Consider the following 16,655-nt stretch of genomic DNA (forward strand, 5'->3'; position numbering starts at 1 on the left):
CCCCGCCCGCCGAGGTCATGACGACCACGGCGGACGGGGCCCGCGAAGGCGACGCGCGGGAACGCGCGCTGGGATCAGAAGCGACGCGTGATGAGCGCGCGCTTCACCTCCTGGATCGCCTTGGTGACCTCGATGCCACGCGGGCAGGCGTCCGTGCAGTTGAACGTCGTACGGCAACGCCACACGCCGTCACGGTCGTTGAGGATCTCCAGCCGCTGCTCGCCGCCCTCGTCGCGCGAGTCGAAGATGAAGCGGTGCGCGTTGACGATCGCCGCCGGGCCGAAGTACTGGCCGTCGTTCCAGAACACCGGGCACGAGGACGTGCACGCGGCGCACAGGATGCACTTGGTGGTGTCGTCGAACCGCTCGCGGTCCTCGGGGGACTGCAGACGCTCGCGGGTCGGCTCGTTCCCCTTGGTGATGAGGAAGGGCATGACATCGTGGTACGCCTGGAAGAACGGGTCCATGTCGACCACGAGGTCCTTGAGGACCGTGAGGCCCTTGATGGCCTCGACCATGATCGGCTTGTCCGGGTTGATGTCCTTGATCAGCGTCTTGCAGGCGAGCCTGTTCTTGCCGTTGATCCGCATCGCGTCGGAGCCGCAGATGCCGTGGGCGCAGGAACGGCGGAACGTCAGGGTCCCGTCGATCTCCCACTTGATCTTGTGAAGGGCGTCGAGGACACGCTCCTTCGGGTCGATCTCGATCTGGAAGTCCTGCCACTGGACCTCGTCCGACACCTCGGGGTTGAAGCGGCGGATCCGGAACGTGGCCGTGATGAACGGCGAGTCGGCGAAGCCGGCCTCGGCGTTGTCGGTCTTGTCCAGGGTGGGGGTAGCCATCAGTACTTACGCTCCATCGGCTGGTAGCGGGTCGTCACGACCGGCTTGTAGTCGAGCCGGATCGACTCGGCGCCGTCGGCGGCCACCTCGCGGTACGCCATGGTGTGGCGCATGAAGTTGACGTCGTCGCGGTTGGGGTAGTCCTCGCGGTAGTGACCGCCGCGGGACTCCTTGCGGGCGAGCGCGGAGACCGCCATGACCTCGGCCAGGTCGAGCAGGTTGCCCAGCTCGATGGCCTCCAGCAGGTCGGTGTTGAACCGCTTGCCCTTGTCCTGGATGGACACGTTGAGGTAGCGCTCGCGCAGCTCGGCGATCTTGGCGACCGCCGTCTTGATGGTCTGCTCGGTGCGGAACACCATCACGTTGGCGTCCATGCACTCCTGGAGCTCCGTGCGCAGGGTGGCGACGCGCTCGGTGCCGGTGGAGTTGCGGAGCCGCTCCACCTGGTCGGCGACGAGCTGGGCCGGGTTCTCGGGAAGCTCGACGAAGTCGGCCTTCGCCGCGTACTCGGCGGCCGCGATGCCGGAGCGCTTGCCGAAGACGTTGATGTCGAGCAGCGAGTTGGTGCCCAGGCGGTTGGCGCCGTGCACGGAGACACAGGCGACCTCGCCGGCGGCGAACAGGCCCGGGACGACGGTGGTGTTGTCGGCCAGCACCTCGCCCTCGACGTTGGTCGGGATGCCGCCCATGGCGTAGTGCGCGGTCGGCTGGATCGGGATCGGGTCCGTGTAGGGCTCGATGCCGAGGTACGTACGCGCGAACTCGGTGATGTCCGGGAGCTTGGCGTCCAACTGCTCCGGCGGCAGGTGCGTCAGGTCCAGGTAGACGTGGTCACCGGCCGGACCGCAGCCGCGGCCCTCGCGGATCTCCGTGTAGATGGAGCGCGAGACGACGTCACGCGAGGCGAGGTCCTTCATGACGGGCGCGTACTTCTCCATGAAGCGCTCGCCGTCCTTGTTGCGGAGGATGCCGCCCTCACCGCGGGCGCCCTCCGTCAGCAGGATGCCCATGCGCCAGATGCCCGTCGGGTGGAACTGGAAGAACTCCATGTCCTCCAGCGGCAGGCCGCGCCGGTAGCAGGCGGCCTGGCCGTCACCGGTCAGGGTGTGCGCGTTGGACGTCACCTTGAAGAACTTGCCGGTGCCGCCGGAGGCGTAGATGACCGACTTCGCCTGGAAGACGTGGATCTCGCCGGTGGCCAGCTCGAACGCGACGACGCCGGCGGACTTCTTGACCCCGTCGACCTCGGTGATCAGCTGGTCCAGGACGTAGAACTCGTTGAAGAACTCCACACCCTCCTTGACGCAGTTCTGGTACAGCGTCTGGAGGATCATGTGGCCGGTGCGGTCGCCCGAGTAGCAGGCGCGACGGACCGGGGCCTCGCCGTGGCTACGGGTGTGACCACCGAAGCGGCGCTGGTCGATCCTGCCCTCGGGCGTGCGGCCGAACGGCAGGCCCATCTTCTCCAGGTCGAGGACGGCGTCGATGGCCTCCTTCGCGAGGATCTCGGCGGCGTCCTGGTCGACCAGGTAGTCGCCGCCCTTGATCGTGTCGAAGGTGTGCCACTCCCAGTTGTCCTCCTCCACGTTGGCCAGCGCGGCGGCCATGCCGCCCTGCGCGGCGCCCGTGTGGGAGCGGGTGGGGTAGAGCTTCGTCAGCACGGCGGTACGGCTGCGCTTGGTCGACTCGATGGCCGCGCGCATGCCGGCGCCGCCGGCGCCGACGATGACGGTGTCGTACTTGTGGATCTGCATGGTTTTCCTCTGGTCCCTCTGTCCCGGCGCCTAGCGGATGTTCGGGTCGAAGGTGAAGATCACCAGCGTGCCCAGCAGGACGGTGAACACCGTGGCGGTGTACAGGAGCATCTTCAGCCAGAAGCGGGTCTTGTCCCGTTCGGCGTAGTCGTTGATGACCGTGCGCAGGCCGTTGCCGCCGTGGAGCATGGCGAGCCACAGCATGATGAGGTCCCAGGCCTGCCAGAACGGCGAGGCCCAGCGGCCCGCCACGAAGGCGAAGCCGATCTTGGAGACGCCGCCGTCCAGCACGAGCTGGATCAGCAGGTGGCCGATGACGAGGACGACCAGGACGACACCCGAGAGGCGCATGAAGAGCCACGCGTACATCTCGAAGTTGCCGCGCGACGCCTTGGGCGTCTTGCCGGTGCGCTTGCGCGGGGGCTCGATCACCGGGGCGGGGTGGTCGACGTCGTACAGGCTCACGCCCTCGACGTCGCCGATCGCGGCTGCGGAAGAGGTCTCGCTGGACATGGGCCTCAGCTCCCGAACATTTCACGTACGGCGTGGCCGAGGACGGGGTACAGGGCCCCCACCATCAGCACGATCCAGATGCCCACCACGGTCCAGAGCATCTGCTTCTGCAAGCGCGGGCCCTTGGCCCAGAAGTCCACGGCGATGATCCGGAGACCGTTGAGCGCGTGGAAGAGAATCGCGGCCACGAGGCCGTATTCGAGGAACGCGACGGGCCACGTCTTGTAGGTGGCCACGACTTCGTCGTAGGCCTCCGGGGAGACGCGGACGAGCGCGGTGTCCAGGACATGTACGAACAGGAAGAAGAAAATGAGGACACCGGTGACTCGATGAGCCACCCACGACCACATGCCTTCCCGGCCGCGGTACAGCGTTCCAGCCGGCACGGAAGAACCCTCCGGGAGCGGGGATTGGGGTCGGCCGGCTTGACTGTCGGTCTGACCCGGCCGGGTACGGTCCACCGGCCCCGGCCATCGTAGCGACGCTTTGTCGGTTCGTTCGCGCCGGGGCCTCTGGTGTGATCAAAGTGGCAATCAAACAGGCACGTACGGGCTAGAGAGGCCCTTTCCCGACCGTGCCGCCCCCGGGCCGGTCGGCATGGGGGCGGCACGGGTCACCAGTCCTCGGCCACCAGCTCGACCAGTCGGCTCCGGACGAGTCGCCGCAGCTCGTCGGCGGTCACCGCCCGCTCCTCGTCCACCTCGTGCTCCATCCGGACCCGGATCCCGGCCAGGACCTGGTCCACGTGCTGCGAGGGCGGGCAGGCGTCCAGGCAGATCACGAAGGAATGGCCGAATCTGCTCTCGTACGCCGCGTGCGCGGCCCGCAGCGCCAGGTGCGCGGCGCGCGGCGCGTCGTGGTGCAGGCAGGGGGCGGGCTCGGCCGCGAGCGCCTCCGCGACGTCGCGGGGTGCCAGGTCGTACCCCGCCTCGTCGGAGGCGGCCAGCAGGGACGCCAGGTCGGGGAAGGGCCGGTGGGCGGCCATCCGGTGGGCCCAGCGGCGGCTGCCGCAGCACTCCAGGAGCGCGGCCTCGGCGGTGGTGAAGGGGGCCTCGTTGAACCGGGCGAGCCCGGTCGCCAGGTCGGCGGCGGGTACGCCGAAACCACCGCTGACCTGCGGCGGGCGGCGGTGCTGACCGGGTATGGCCAAGGGCCCGGCCGGGGGCGTGGACTGCTTGGGCAGGCCGGCGGGGGACTCGCTGGACCTGGACAGCGTGGACTCCTCGAATCAACGACATCTGTGACCCTGAAAGAGGGGCAGAAGGGCAACAAGGTTGCCCGGCGGGGGCGTACGCGGGGTGAAAGCGGGGCGCGAGTGGGACGTTCGCGGGGCGTTCGCGGGACGTTCGCGGGGTGGAAGTGAGGGGAGAGACGAATGTGCTGCAACGCTAGCGAGATCGGTCGGCAGCCGTCCGGGGGATCGGCCGAAAATCACCCGAACGGGAGAGTTTCGGAACGTTTGGCAGCCGCCTGACCTGCGAAACCCGGGGTTCTGTACGCTCCGCGATCGTTCTCGGTGGGCGGATCGTCGGCAAAAATGTCAACCTTTCAGCCTATTCACTCACCCCTGTCCCCTACCTGCCCCCTGGCCCCTATTCCGGAGGAATCTGAGCGATGTCGCCCACGCGTGGTGCCCTCGTCACCGGCGCGGCTGTCACGGCCGCGGCCGCCGTCGTCCTCACCGTCGTCGTCTGGCCGGAAGGTTCCGGCAGCCACCCCTCCCGCGACGCGGCGTCCCCGTCCGGGACCTCCGCCACGGCGGCTGCCCCGTCGCCCTCCCGCAGCTACCCGCTCTCCAGCACCCCGAGCACGATCCCGGCGGTCCGCGAGCACACCGCCGAGCGCGGTCCCGGCTGGCAGCCGGGCAAGGGCAGCTCGATCGTCATAGCCAAGAGCAGCCAGGTGCTCGCCGACGAGGCCGAGCTGCTCGCCAAGGAGCTGAAGCTTCCCTACCGGGGGGCGCAGCCGCCCCGCGAGGGGGACGTCGAGCTGGCGCTCGGCGCGAAGAACCAGGGGCCGGCCGAGTCGTACACCCTCACCGTCCGCGACCGGAAGGTGAGGATCACCGGTCCCGACGAGTCGGGCGTGTTCTACGGCACCCGCACCCTCAAGCAGTCGCTCAAGGCCGACAAGACCTTCCCCGAGGGCGTCGTCAACGACCGGCCCGACCGTCCGCAGCGCGGGCTGAACCTCGACATCGCGCGCAAGCACTACAGCGCGGAGTGGATCGAGGACCGCATACGCGAGATGGGCGACCTCAAGCTCAACCAGCTCGGCCTGCACTTCTCCGACGACCAGGCGTTCCGCATCGAGTCGAAGAGCCACCCGGAGGTCGTCTCGGACGAGGCCCTCACCCAGGACGAGGTCCGCCGCATCGTCGGCCTCGCCAACAGCCTGCACATCGAGGTCGTCCCCGAGATCGACTCGCCCGGACACCTCGGCGCGGTGCTGCGCGCCCACCCCGACCTCCAGCTCCGCAACACGCAGGGCCGCGAGTCGCGGGGGTCCATCGACATCTCCAAGCCGGGCGCGGCGAAGCTGATCGACGAGCTGCTGGACGAGTACACCGAGCTGTTCCCCGGGAAGTACTGGCACCTCGGCGCAGACGAGTACCAGGCGCTGATGGTCAGCGACCCGGCCGCCTCCTATCCGCAGCTCCAGCGGGCCGCCGAGCAGAAGCACGGCTCCGGCGCCACCATCGAGGACCTCGCCACGGGCTGGCTGAACGACCGGGCCGAGGTGGTCGAGCCCAAGGGCCGTACCGCCAAGGCGTGGAACGACGGCCTCTTCCGCGACTTGAAGGTCAAGGCGGCCAAGAACATCGAGATCGAGTACTGGACCGGCAAGGAGATCGGCGCCCGGCCCCCGCAGGAGTACCTCGCCGAGGGCTACAAGATGCTCAACCTCAACGACGAGTTCCTGTACTACGTGCTCGGCGAGCCGAACGAGTTCGTCTACCCGACCGGCAAGCGGATCTACGAGCAGTGGACCCCGATGGTCCTGCGCGGCACCGAGCCGGTGGCGCAGCGCTACTCGCCGCAGATCCTCGGCGGCCGGTTCGCGGTCTGGGGCGACCTGCCGAACGCGCAGACCACGCAGCAGGTCGCGGAGGGCATCAGGATGCCGCTCGTCGCGACCGCGCAGAAGCTGTGGGACCCGCGGAAGCCCGAGCTGACCTGGGCACAGTTCCAGGAGCTGGCGACCCGGACGGGCAGCGCGGGCTGACGGCACGCCGGGGCGGCCCGAGGGCCGTACGCCCAGGGAACCGGGAGGTCGGCGGAGCGTAAGCCTTTGGACAGCGGGACCGTCCACGGGCTACGGTCCGCCGACCGCGCGCTCCTGGGGAGGGTCGTGAGAGGTCACCGACCGCGACCAGCACGAACCCCGGGGGAACGCCTCATGCTCTGCACCCGCTGCCGCATCAGAACCGCCGTCACCGACGACGGCCTCTGCACCTTCTGCTCGGGCACCCGGCCCCCGCTGCTTGAGGACATGACGCCCCGGGCCACCGGCCCCGGCGGCTGGGGCGTCGGCGACTGGCCGCGCTCTCCGGTCGGCCTGTCCTGGGCGGTGACGGCCCTGCTCGGTACGGTCATCGCCACCGACCTGGCCGCCATCGTCAGCGGACTCCACCTGCGCTCCACGTGGCAGGGCTTCGCCGACGCCGGCTACACGGCCGTCCAGCTCAGCCGGGTCCAGGCGGCCGACCGCCTCCATGACGCCGTCACGGACTACCAGCCGGCCGTCTTCCTGGTCACCGGCATCCTCTTCATCCTCTGGTTCCACCGGACCCGCCGGAACGCCGAGGTCTTCGACCCGAGCGTGCAGAAGACGGGCCCCGGCTGGGCCGTGGGCGGCTGGTTCGTCCCCGTGGGCAATCTCTGGTTCCCCTACCGGGTGGCCGACGGGATCTGGACGGGCAGCGCCCCCGTCGGCCCGGAGGGCGGCCGGACTGCCGTCCCGCGGGCCCTGCTCAACTTCTGGTGGGCCCTGTGGATCGCGACGCTCCTCGCCGACCAGATCACCGCACACATACAGGACACCTCCATCGAGCCGGAGCGGCAGGCGCACGCCCTCACGCTGGTGGCCGCCGCCGACGCGCTGGAGATCGCCGCCGCGGTCCTGGCGATCCTCTTCGTCCGCGCCCTGACCCGGATGCAGGTGGAACGCGCCGTGCAGCCCCCGGTTCCCGCGCTGCCGGTCCCGGGTGCGCACCGCTGACAGCCGGTCAGAAGTGACGCTTTTCGGCCATTCGGCGCAGTACGCGGTAGACCGAGGGAGACGTCGATGAGTCTGCTGGAACTGATCGGACGCGCCGACGAGCGAGCGCTCGCCGCCAGCGCTGTGGCCTGCCTGGACCGCTGCCTGCCACTGCTGGCGGGACCGGACGGGACCGAACCGCTGCGCCCGCTCTGGGCGAGCTGTGAGGAGGGGTGGGATTGGGCCATCCGCCTCGCGGCCGTCCGTACGGAGATGGACGACGAGGCCGTCAGCGACGGACCGGCCGCACGGGTGCGCGCGATGCTGGGGGCCGCCCCCTCCGACTTCGACCCCGCACTCCTGCGGGAGTGGGCCGACGCCTGCTCGCTGGTGGCGCTGGAGATCCACGGCCGGTTCGACGCCCCGGACGGGGAGCCCCCGCAGGACGCGGCCGAGCTGCTGAAGGCGGCGCGCGGCGGCGAGGCGGACGGCGTGGGGCCCCTGGTGGCGGGGGAGCTGGAGCGGCAGGTCCGGATCCTGGAGGTCCTCGCGGAGACCGCCGGCACGGCGGGCAGCGGGGCCGGGATGCGCAAGGCCCTGGACCTGTCCGTCGAGGGGCGCCGGGTGCTGCGCGCGGTGATGTCACGCCGGGCCCGCATCCGGGGGTGACCGCGACCCTCGCGCAGAGGTGTCCCCCCGGAATTAGTGGACGAACGGCGATAAAATTGGCCATAAGCCGCGAGGTATGCGCGTCCGGCTTCCGGTCGGCACAGCCATGCCCCCACTCGACGAGGAGCCGCGCAGATGTCCACCGCCACGGAGCACCGCCCCCATGCCGACCACGCCCACCGGCACGCTCCGGGGTGCGGACATGTCGCCATCCCGCACGAGGACCACGTCGACTACGTGCACGACGACCACCTGCACCGCGTGCACGGCGACCACGTGGACGAATGCGTGAAGTCCGGGCACGCGGTCCACGAGGGCCACGACCACCAGCACGGCCAGGACTGCGGCCACGTAGCGGTCCCGCACGGCGACCACGTGGACTACGTACACGACGGCCACCGGCACTCGGAGCACGACGGCCACTGGGACGACCACTGACCGACGTGACGCTGTGGCCCCGTGGCCTCCGTGACTCCCGTGGCCTACGGGGTCACGGGGTGGCCGCGGCCAGGATCACGTCCACGAGCCTCTCCGCGGCATCCGGCCTGCCGTGCGCCCGGGCCGCCGCGGCCATCGCCTCCCGGCGCGCCGGATCATCGAGCAGCGGCCCGACCGCCTCGCGCAGCCGCCCGCCGGTGACGTCCCCGAGCAGCGCGACGGCCGCCCCGGCAGCGTAGTGGCCGGCGATGTGGTGACGCGGTGACCGTCCCGGCGGCGGGGGCCGCGAGGGCGCCCGTGGGCCAGGGCGCGGAGGGAGGGGAGCGACGACCAGGGCCGCCACTCCTGGCCGCACCGTGGCGGGATGGCCCTCTGACCTGCGCTTTCGCAGCCTCGGTGTAGCTGCTCGACTTGCGAATTCCTGGCGAGCGAGTGGAGCACCGGACCTTTGCACGGGGGGCGGATCGACTCGCTCGGGCTGGATGAGAACAGTAGCCCGGTCATCGTCGAGTACAAGCGCGGCACTGATGCCGGCGTCATCAACCAGGGTCTTTTGTCCTTGTCCTGGTTGATCGACCACCGGGCCGAGTTCGAGCACCTGGTCCGCGGTCGGCTCGGGGTGACGGCCGCATCCCGGGTTCTGTGGAGCGGACCGCGCCTTGATCTGCATCGCCGGCGACTTCAGCCGCTATGACGTGCACGCCGTGCGCGAGCACCGGCGCTCGATCGACCTGGTCCGCTACCGACTCTTCGGCAGGGACGGTTCGGCCTTGAGACCGTGGCCTCTGTCAGCGGCGGCGTGCCGGTGTCCCGCCGGGCGCGGCGCCGGTCTGCTGCCCAGGCAGCGTCCGACGTCCAGGGTGCGGGGATGATGGAGCTGGCGACCGCGGTCGACGCGGTACTGCTCGGGCTCGGCGATGGCGTGAACCGCGTGGAGCGCAAGACCTTCCGGCCGTAAAGGAGCTACCGCCGGGCGATGAGTCTGCGGGCCCGGGACGGTCTACCCCTGGTAGGAACGGATCAGACGGATCACCGCGAAGGGCGACGGAAGGTCGCTACAGGAGGACGGCACAGTGACCGAGCACGTGAGCAAGGTGACCTGCGACCTCTCCATCTCCGTCGACGGGTACTCGGCCGGGCTCGACCAGACCGAGCAGCGCCCGTTCGGCGACGACGCCGGCGATGGATGGGGCGACAGACTGCACGCCTGGATGTTCGAATCTCCGGAGCAGCGGCAGGCTGAGCTCGACCGGCTGACGACGGTCGGCGCCTTCATCATGGGGCGCAACATGTTCGGCCCCGTACGCGGCGCGTGGGATCGGAGGTGGAAGGGATGGTGGGGTGATGATCCGCCATATCACGCACCGGTCTTCGTGCTGACCCACCACCCGCGCGACCCGCAACCGATGGACGGCGGCACCACGTTCCACTTCGTCACCGATGGCATCGAATCCGCGCTGCGGCAGGCTCGTGAGGCGGCAGGGGACCGCACCGTGTCGATCCACGGGGGCGCGACCACCATCAACCAGTACCTCGCCGCCGGCTTGATCGACGAACTGCGGCTGCACATGGTGCCGTTCACGCTCGGCGCCGGCACGCGGCTGTTCGACGGCGTGCCGTCACTGAATCTTGAACAGGTGGAGTCGCGAGCAGCGAACTCGGTCACACACGTGACCTATCGCGTGCTGTCCTGAGCGAAGAGCGGTGCTCACGCGCACCTACGGCTCAGGGTTCGGTGGCACGCATTCGAAGTTCGATGGCACGAGAACCCGCGGATCGCGCCGATCCGGACGGTGCCCCACGAGCGGAAGAACCCGGTCGCCCCAGCTCTCGGCGCGGCCGGCCTTCGAGGCAGGGTGACCATGTCCGCTCGGCCGACCCCCGCTCACGCACCCTCCTATGTGCACCGGGGCCCGGGCCGAGGAGGAGCCTCTATGGCGGCTGCCGCCCGCTCCTCGACGAGCGGGATTTCTGAGGACGAGGTCGCTGTAGATCTTGTACGGCCACCCTTACGTGGTACAGCGCTGTTCGAATTCGGGGCGCTAGCATTTCCTGTGTGCCGGGCCATGAAATTGCATCATGCGATTTCATGGGGGTTCAACCTGCGGTTCTTCCGTGGCCGCGGCAAGAAGGTAGAGAAAATGGGATTATCGAACAGGAAGAAGGAGTTCCGGATGGTGGACTACAAGAACGGCATGGCTGCTAGCCTCATCCCCGGCCAGTGGATGAAGAGCCGGATGTCGGAAGCGAACGGCATGTGCGTCGAGGTCGCCGCGCTACCGCAGGGTGGCGTCGCGATCCGGAACTCGACCGACCCGGACGGTCCCGCGCTGATCGTCAAGAACGGGGAGATGGCGGCATTCATCGACGGCGCCAAGAACGGCGAGTTCGACTCGCTCTGCGCCAACTGACCCTCGGGGTACAAAAGTTCGGACGACACCTTCTCCTTCGGCGTGCCATCATTAGGGTGAGCCCGTCGAAGGAGAAGGCGTGTCACCGGAACCGATCCCCATCAACCGCGTAGCCCGGCGAATTGCCGGACCAGGCGCCACGAAAACCGCAGCCATGATCATGCTGGGTCTGACGGTCAGTGATCTGCGTGAGTCCGTCGGTATGACGCAGAAAGAGCTGGCGCAAGGGACTCACGTTTCGAATTCAACGATCAGCCGCATCGAAAAGGCGGAGATGCCGCCCGAGCCGCGCACCGTCGAGGCGGTGATCAAGCACCTTGAGCTGTCCGTACCCGAGTCCGACGAATTGAGGATGCTGCTGAGCCGGGCGCTGGAGCCCGAGTGGTTCCAGCAGCAGTTCAGCGACGTCACGCCCAAGTACCTGCGCCGGCTCCTCGGGCTCGAGTCCATGGCCATCTTCCTGACCACGTATGACGTGCGCCTGGTGGCCGGCCTGTTGCAGACCCAGGCGTACGCCGGCTGCGTCCTTCGTACCGGCCTGCACATCGCTGAGTGGGACAGCCCGGAGATGGCCAGGCGGCTCGCCCTGCGCAGCGAGCGGCAGGGGCGAGTCCTCGACCAGGCCGAGCCTCCGCGCTGCATCTTCCTCATGGACGAGTCCGTCCTCTATCGGCGGGTCGGCCCCAACGACGTGATGCGCGAGCAGATGGAGCACCTGCTGCAGATAGCCCGCTGCCATCCGCTGATCACCATCCGGTTCGTCCTCCTGGACCGCATGATCGCGGGCAACGAGGCATCGATGGCCGGCGGCATGGCCCACCTGCAGTTCGGCTTCGGCGGGCTGCCGGACTGCGTCTACGTCGAGGGCTACAGCAAGGCGGACTACCACCACGCACCGGAGTCGAGCCCGGAGGAGCGCAGGAAGCCGTGGCCGACCAAGGAGAACGACTTCGAGCGGCACCTCCAGCTGCTCCTGCGCATCGCGGGCGAGGCGTGCGCCTCCCCTGCGGAGAGCAGGCGCATGCTGGAGGACGCCGTGGCCCGGTTCTCCTGAATGCCCGCCCGGGTGCCGGGGGTCAGTCCTTGCCCGGTACCTTTCCCAGCCCGCCGAACTCCGTCCACTCGACGGAGCGCTGCCGTTGCTGGATCTCGGATTCGGGGCGCCAGTCGGTCACATCGACGAGCCCTGGATCCTCGATGTGCAGGGTCTCGAAGTACCGTTCCACGTCTGCGGCTTCCCGGACCCGGCCCCAGTGCCCGCCGGTCTTCTCCAGCATCAGGTCGGTGACGTCCCCGCGGACTTGAGGATCTGCGCTCACGAGCTGGCACACGACCACGAAGCTGCCGGGAACGAGTCTGCTGACCACACGCTCCACCAGGGCCTTGGGGTCGGCGCTGTCCGGCAGGCAGTGCAGCACGGAAACGAACAAGGCGGCTGCCGGCTGCGAGAAGTCGATGAGCCTCGCCACGTCGGGGTGGCTGAAGATCGTGTCCGTGTCCGTCATGTCGGCCGACAGGATCGCGGTGTTGTCGTTCTCGTCCAGCAGACTTCCCCCGAGCGCCAGGACGACGGGGTCGTTGTCGACGTAGACGATCCGGGAATCGTTGTCGACCTCTTGGGCGATCTGGTGCACGTTCCGCTGGGTAGGGAGCCCGGAACCGAAATCGATGAACTGCCGTATGCCGTGATCACGAGCGAGCACCCGGACCACTCTCTGAAGGAACCAACGGTTCTGCAACGCGATCTCACGTGATGTGGGCGCCGCCTCCAGTAACTCCGCGCACGCGGCCTTGTCGACTTCGAAGTTGTTGCTGCCTCCCAGCAGCCAGTCGTACATCCGTGCCGCGCTCGGCATCGACAAATCGACATGCTTTCTCTCCACCAACGGCCTGTCCCCTCGCCGAATCGCCCCGATCGGAGTGAAGTTGCCCATCCTAGGAGGGCAGCACACACCTACACCACCGCTGGAATGAGTGAAGGGTGGCGCATGCTGGCGAAAACTGGCGCATCCGCAAGAGGCGCTGTGGCTGGTGAATATGCCAGGGGATATTTACCTCAGATCAGAGGTGGCCTCCCGCCCAAGAGATCCGGGAGACGTCGCTGCGTGACGGCGAGGTTCGCCGTCACGGCCGAGGCCTCGGCACCCATCAGCTCGGCGGCCTCGTCGACGCCCAGCCCGAGATGCCGGCAGAGGACGACGCTGTCCGCGAGACGGGGCCCGAACCGCTCGTAGAGCTTGGCGAGTTCCGAACCGGACGGCACCGTACGCTCGGCCACGTCGCTCACCCGGCGGCGCAGGTCCAGCCAGACTTCCGCCGCAGGGGAAGGCTGGCTCAGTATGAAGGCCCATCGGGCCCGCGCCTCGGCGAGCGTGGTGGCGACGACTCCTGTGCATCCTCCGGACGGGAGGCGGGCTGCCGCATAACGTTGATAGCGAGGGGTGTTGCGCTCGACGAAGGCCGCGTACCCGAGCTCCGCGGCTGCGGTCACGGCGGGTGCGGAAGAGCGTCTGCCGAGCCTGCTCCGGGGCCCTGATGAGCAAGAGGGAAGAGGGATGACGGCTCCAAGGCTCGAAGCGGGCAGCAAACAGGAGCGGGCCTCGCGGCTGTGCGGTTACGAGGCCCGCCGATCGGCTACGGACGCTTCGGCCACCGGACGCAGACGCTCGCGTGTCACGCGAAGCCGGGCATGGTGGCGCTGGAGGCGGACTGCGCTGTGTCCACCGTCGCACCGCAGACCACGGTCCGGACCATGACGAAGCCGACGAGAACAACGCTGAGCCGCACCGCTACCTGGCCGCCCAGGCCATCGAGAACTCCCGCGTGGTCGATAGGGAAACTGATACCGTGAAATAGCCCGGAGGGCAGCTGAATGCGCCCTCGGCGAATCGGTTCGATCATTCGTTTGTTTCCTCGTCGATCTGTTTCGTTCCCGGGGGCGTGACCGCTAATCACTTCCCGGGCGGGCCCTCGCGCGGCCTCGAAAAGGAAACTATCGCGTCCGGCGAGCCGAACAGGGCCGTACGGCCTCCCATGCAAAGTCATCTTTGCCGACTTAGGCATCCGGTCAACTTCGGTCGAGTTCGATCGCGGCCCGGTCGGCGAAAGCGCTGAAATGCCCTTCGGCGGTGCCGACTCGTCCGCCCCTACGTTCTACCCCTTCGTTCCGCGGCCGCAGGGGGCGGCTCATCAGCGCGTACAGCAAGGTCACCGACGACCTGGACGCGGGTGGGAACCCCGTTGAGGTCTCGGCCGACGTGAGGCACCACTCGCCGGGCCACACGATGTCCCAGTACGGCAAGCGCCGGGCGGAGGGGGCGCGGAGGAGATTCCCGCTGGTCACGAGGGCCTGGCGGCAGGAACTCGCCGGCGCGTCGGTCACGCCGTCGGTCACGGAGAGGGGAGGAGGCCCACAAAACCGCAGGTCAGAGGGGTAAGTGTTGGAGCGACGACCGGGGCCGCCACCCCCCACAGGAGAGGCCCCGGCCGTCTTCCACGGGGTCGCAGCACGACCCCGTACTCATCTCAGCGCCGCGCCTGCGTTTTCTGTCACACCGCACCGAGGACCGCGAATTGTTGCGAGTTGTACAAGTCATGGACGTGACCCCTGCCGACCACGTAGCGTGCTGAGTCGCGCAGAGTGGCGCAGCAGTGGTGACCAGCTGCGGGCGAGGACAGCAGGGCGGGTTGAGGGAGTGCTGGGGGACGACGCGGAGCTGACCGCCGCGGTGCTCGCGGCACAGGACGGGGACGAGGACGCCTTCCGTGCTGTGTACCGCGCTGTGCAGCCACGGCTGTTGGGCTACATACGGACGCTCGTGGGCGAGCCGGACGCCGAGGACGTGGCGTCCGAGGCCTGGCTCCAGATAGCGCGTGACCTCGACCGGTTCAGCGGGGACGCCGACCGGTTCCGGGGCTGGGCGGCCCGGATCGCCCGGAACCGCTCGCTCGACCATCTGCGGATGCGCAGCCGCCGGCCCGCGATCGGCGGCGACGAGACCGAGCTGACCGGCCGGGCCGCCGAGTCCGACACCGCCGGTGACGCCATGGAGGCGCTCGACACCGACCGTACGATGTCCCTCATCGCCCAGCTCCCGCAGGACCAGGCCGAGGCCGTCGTGCTGCGGGTGGTCGTCGGGCTGGACGCGAAGAGCGCCGCCCAGACCCTCGGCAAGCGGCCCGGCGCCGTACGGACCGCCGCCCACCGCGGCCTCAAGCGGCTCGCCGAACTCCTCGGTGCCGAGCACCCCGACCCGCCCCTCCCCGCCGGTGCGCCCGCCCCCGGTGGTGGCCCCGAGGGGCCGGACCTCGCTTCGGCCCAGAGCTCCGGGAGCGACGCAGGTCAGCGGCAGGGCGGCGGTTCGGGGCTCGGTGCCGTACCCTCTCAGCGCCCCGGTAGGGGCGGTCCGGCGGCGCCGGCCGGGGTCATTCCCGGTGTGACGCATTCGCGACCGTGGACGCAGAGGGACATGTGATGGCCGACGAGCAGGACGAGTGGCTCGACAAGGACGCGGCGGAGAAACTGCTCCGCGGCGAGCCGGTCGTACCCCTCGGCGACCAGGCCCGCGACGACGCCCGCCGGCTCGCCGAAGCCCTCGGTGCGGCCCGCGCCGTCCGCCGTACCCCGGCCGGTGAACTCCCCGGCGAGGACGCCGTACTCATCGCGTTCCGGCAGGCCACCCGGACCGGCGGTGACCGGCTCGCCGGGCGGAGCGCGGGCGCCGCGCTCCCCGGGCAGCCCGGAACGCTGCACTCCGTCCACATCGGCGCCGCCCCCGCCGCGCCCCCGCGCCGTCCGCGCTGGAGCCGCCCGGTCCGCTTCGGCCTGGCCGTCTCGCTCGCGGGCTGCGCGCTCGGCGGGGTGGCGGTCGCCGCCGGTACGGGGATGCTCCCGGGCCCCTTCGGCGGTCAGGGTTCGCCCGCGCCCGCCTCCTCCGTATCCGCGGCGACCCCGGAACCCCTGGTGTCCCGGCTGCCCGCCGAAGACCCGTCCGCCGAGGCCCTGCCCTCCCCGCCCGACGACCCCGCACCGCTCTCCTCGCCCGAGAGCCGGCAGCCCGGCGCGTCCGAGGAGCCCGCGGGGCCCGAGACCGGCGGGACGCCCCCGGAGCCGGGCGGTGACCGCACCGGTGACCGGGACCGCCCGGGCGGAACGGACGGCTCCGGTGGCGGTGGTGGTTCCGGCGGCTCCGGCGGACCGGGCGGGTCCGGCGGATCTGGCGGTTCCGGGCGCGAGGACGCCTCCAAGGATCCGTCCGGCCGTGACGAGCGCCCCGGCGGCTCCGGCGGCCAGGGCGACCAGGACGGCAACTGGTACGAGAAGTCGGTGAAGGCCTGCAAGGCCTTCCGCGACGGCACCCTCGACGAGCGGAGCCGGCGTCACCTGATCCAGCTCGCCAAGGGCGAGGAGAACCTGGAGCGCTTCTGCGACCGGCTCCTCGGCGGGGGCGGCTCCGGCGGGCCCGGCGGCGGGGGCTCCGGTGGCGGTGGGGACGACGACGGACCGGGCGACGGTGACGGCGGCTCGCTGCCGCCCGTCTCCTTCGAGCCCGCCCCACCCGTCACGGACGGTGAGCGCCGGGCCGATGTCGGCGTACGGGCGGAGGCCGCGGTTCCGCTACGGTCGGCGACGCTCGCCCCGAGGCCCGCCCCGGCACCCGCTCCCGGCCCGACCGCCGTACTCGCCCGCTGACCTGCGCTTTTTCCCTCCGCGTCGAGGTGCGCCGGCAACAAGTGTGACGTTTTTCGGGTGCCGGGCGCAGTACAGAGTGAGCCGACTGGTCATCGGCAGCGCGACGAGCCGGGGTTCCCCCCGTACCTTCGGCTCA

General features: G+C 69.8%; 17 protein-coding genes and 2 pseudogenes. 10 read left to right on the forward strand and 9 right to left on the reverse strand.

Features of this window, described 5'->3' with window-relative positions; genetic code table 11:
• Window positions 1-74 precede the first annotated feature (74 nt).
• The 5 genes from ACFWRT_RS24110 to ACFWRT_RS24130 all read right to left on the reverse strand — a co-directional run bounded on the left by ACFWRT_RS24110 (window position 75) and on the right by ACFWRT_RS24130 (window position 4,253).
• A complete protein-coding gene (locus tag ACFWRT_RS24110) occupies window positions 75-842 on the reverse strand; it encodes a succinate dehydrogenase iron-sulfur subunit (protein WP_031127344.1) in 768 nt (255 codons plus the stop codon).
• Window positions 842-2,596, reverse strand: a complete 1,755-nt coding sequence (gene sdhA / locus ACFWRT_RS24115) for a succinate dehydrogenase flavoprotein subunit (RefSeq protein ID WP_380950195.1) — start codon at window positions 2,594-2,596, stop codon at window positions 842-844. The genes ACFWRT_RS24110 and sdhA overlap by 1 nt, the downstream gene beginning before the upstream one ends.
• Before the next feature lie 30 nt (window positions 2,597-2,626).
• Window positions 2,627-3,109, reverse strand: coding sequence for a succinate dehydrogenase hydrophobic membrane anchor subunit (locus tag ACFWRT_RS24120; protein WP_380950196.1), 483 nt, complete (start codon window positions 3,107-3,109; stop codon window positions 2,627-2,629).
• 5 nt (window positions 3,110-3,114) lie between these two features.
• Window positions 3,115-3,495: a succinate dehydrogenase, cytochrome b556 subunit gene (gene sdhC / locus ACFWRT_RS24125; RefSeq protein ID WP_026241188.1), complete on the reverse strand. Its 381-nt coding sequence runs from the start codon at window positions 3,493-3,495 to the stop codon at window positions 3,115-3,117.
• A 227-nt stretch (window positions 3,496-3,722) separates the two neighbouring features.
• Window positions 3,723-4,253, reverse strand: coding sequence for a 2-oxo-4-hydroxy-4-carboxy-5-ureidoimidazoline decarboxylase (locus tag ACFWRT_RS24130; RefSeq protein WP_380950224.1), 531 nt, complete (start codon window positions 4,251-4,253; stop codon window positions 3,723-3,725).
• Between the two features lie 470 nt (window positions 4,254-4,723).
• Between ACFWRT_RS24130 and ACFWRT_RS24135 the strand changes: the two genes are divergently transcribed.
• From ACFWRT_RS24135 to ACFWRT_RS24150, 4 genes are all read left to right on the forward strand, one after another.
• Window positions 4,724-6,334 (forward strand): family 20 glycosylhydrolase, encoded by a 1,611-nt coding sequence (locus ACFWRT_RS24135; protein WP_380950197.1) that lies wholly within the window; start codon window positions 4,724-4,726, stop codon window positions 6,332-6,334.
• Window positions 6,335-6,508: 174 nt separating this feature from the next.
• Window positions 6,509-7,330, forward strand: a complete 822-nt coding sequence (locus ACFWRT_RS24140; protein WP_380950198.1) for a DUF4328 domain-containing protein — start codon at window positions 6,509-6,511, stop codon at window positions 7,328-7,330.
• A gap of 66 nt (window positions 7,331-7,396) precedes the next feature.
• Window positions 7,397-7,978, forward strand: coding sequence for a hypothetical protein (locus ACFWRT_RS24145; protein WP_380950199.1), 582 nt, complete (start codon window positions 7,397-7,399; stop codon window positions 7,976-7,978).
• Window positions 7,979-8,113: 135 nt separating this feature from the next.
• Window positions 8,114-8,416 (forward strand): hypothetical protein, encoded by a 303-nt coding sequence (locus tag ACFWRT_RS24150; RefSeq protein ID WP_380950200.1) that lies wholly within the window; start codon window positions 8,114-8,116, stop codon window positions 8,414-8,416.
• Between the two features lie 52 nt (window positions 8,417-8,468).
• On the opposite strand, the pseudogene ACFWRT_RS24155 reads toward ACFWRT_RS24150, so the two are convergent.
• Window positions 8,469-8,648: pseudogene (locus ACFWRT_RS24155) on the reverse strand (UDP-N-acetylglucosamine--N-acetylmuramyl-(pentapeptide) pyrophosphoryl-undecaprenol N-acetylglucosamine transferase); the annotation flags it as partial.
• Window positions 8,649-8,837: 189 nt separating this feature from the next.
• On the opposite strand from ACFWRT_RS24155, the pseudogene ACFWRT_RS24160 reads away from it, so the two are divergent.
• The 4 genes and pseudogenes from ACFWRT_RS24160 to ACFWRT_RS24175 all read left to right on the forward strand — a co-directional run.
• Window positions 8,838-9,368: pseudogene (locus tag ACFWRT_RS24160) on the forward strand (DUF5655 domain-containing protein); the annotation flags it as partial.
• A gap of 121 nt (window positions 9,369-9,489) precedes the next feature.
• Window positions 9,490-10,110: a dihydrofolate reductase family protein gene (locus ACFWRT_RS24165; RefSeq protein WP_380950201.1), complete on the forward strand. Its 621-nt coding sequence runs from the start codon at window positions 9,490-9,492 to the stop codon at window positions 10,108-10,110.
• Between the two features lie 447 nt (window positions 10,111-10,557).
• Window positions 10,558-10,827 carry a DUF397 domain-containing protein gene (locus ACFWRT_RS24170; protein ID WP_380950202.1) on the forward strand — a complete coding sequence of 90 codons (270 nt, stop codon included), beginning with the start codon at window positions 10,558-10,560 and terminating at the stop codon, window positions 10,825-10,827.
• Between the two features lie 154 nt (window positions 10,828-10,981).
• Complete coding sequence (locus ACFWRT_RS24175; RefSeq protein ID WP_380950203.1) at window positions 10,982-11,881, forward strand: helix-turn-helix domain-containing protein; 900 nt, start codon at window positions 10,982-10,984, stop codon at window positions 11,879-11,881.
• Between the two features lie 22 nt (window positions 11,882-11,903).
• Here the strand turns inward: ACFWRT_RS24175 and ACFWRT_RS24180 are convergent, their stop codons facing one another.
• The 3 genes from ACFWRT_RS24180 to ACFWRT_RS24190 form a co-directional block, all read right to left on the reverse strand.
• Window positions 11,904-12,761, reverse strand: coding sequence for an SAM-dependent methyltransferase (locus ACFWRT_RS24180; protein ID WP_380950204.1), 858 nt, complete (start codon window positions 12,759-12,761; stop codon window positions 11,904-11,906).
• A gap of 122 nt (window positions 12,762-12,883) precedes the next feature.
• Window positions 12,884-13,318 (reverse strand): hypothetical protein, encoded by a 435-nt coding sequence (locus ACFWRT_RS24185; protein ID WP_380950205.1) that lies wholly within the window; start codon window positions 13,316-13,318, stop codon window positions 12,884-12,886.
• Between the two features lie 182 nt (window positions 13,319-13,500).
• A complete protein-coding gene (locus ACFWRT_RS24190; RefSeq protein ID WP_380950206.1) occupies window positions 13,501-13,728 on the reverse strand; it encodes a hypothetical protein in 228 nt (75 codons plus the stop codon).
• 794 nt (window positions 13,729-14,522) lie between these two features.
• Between ACFWRT_RS24190 and ACFWRT_RS24195 the strand changes: the two genes are divergently transcribed.
• Window positions 14,523-15,302, forward strand: coding sequence for an RNA polymerase sigma factor (locus ACFWRT_RS24195; protein ID WP_380950207.1), 780 nt, complete (start codon window positions 14,523-14,525; stop codon window positions 15,300-15,302).
• A complete protein-coding gene (locus tag ACFWRT_RS24200; protein ID WP_380950208.1) occupies window positions 15,302-16,519 on the forward strand; it encodes a hypothetical protein in 1,218 nt (405 codons plus the stop codon). Before ACFWRT_RS24195 ends, ACFWRT_RS24200 begins: the two co-directional genes overlap by 1 nt.
• Window positions 16,520-16,655 lie beyond the last annotated feature (136 nt).

The organism is Streptomyces cyaneofuscatus (assembly GCF_042718795.1).
Classification (GTDB): domain Bacteria; phylum Actinomycetota; class Actinomycetes; order Streptomycetales; family Streptomycetaceae; genus Streptomyces; species Streptomyces cyaneofuscatus_A.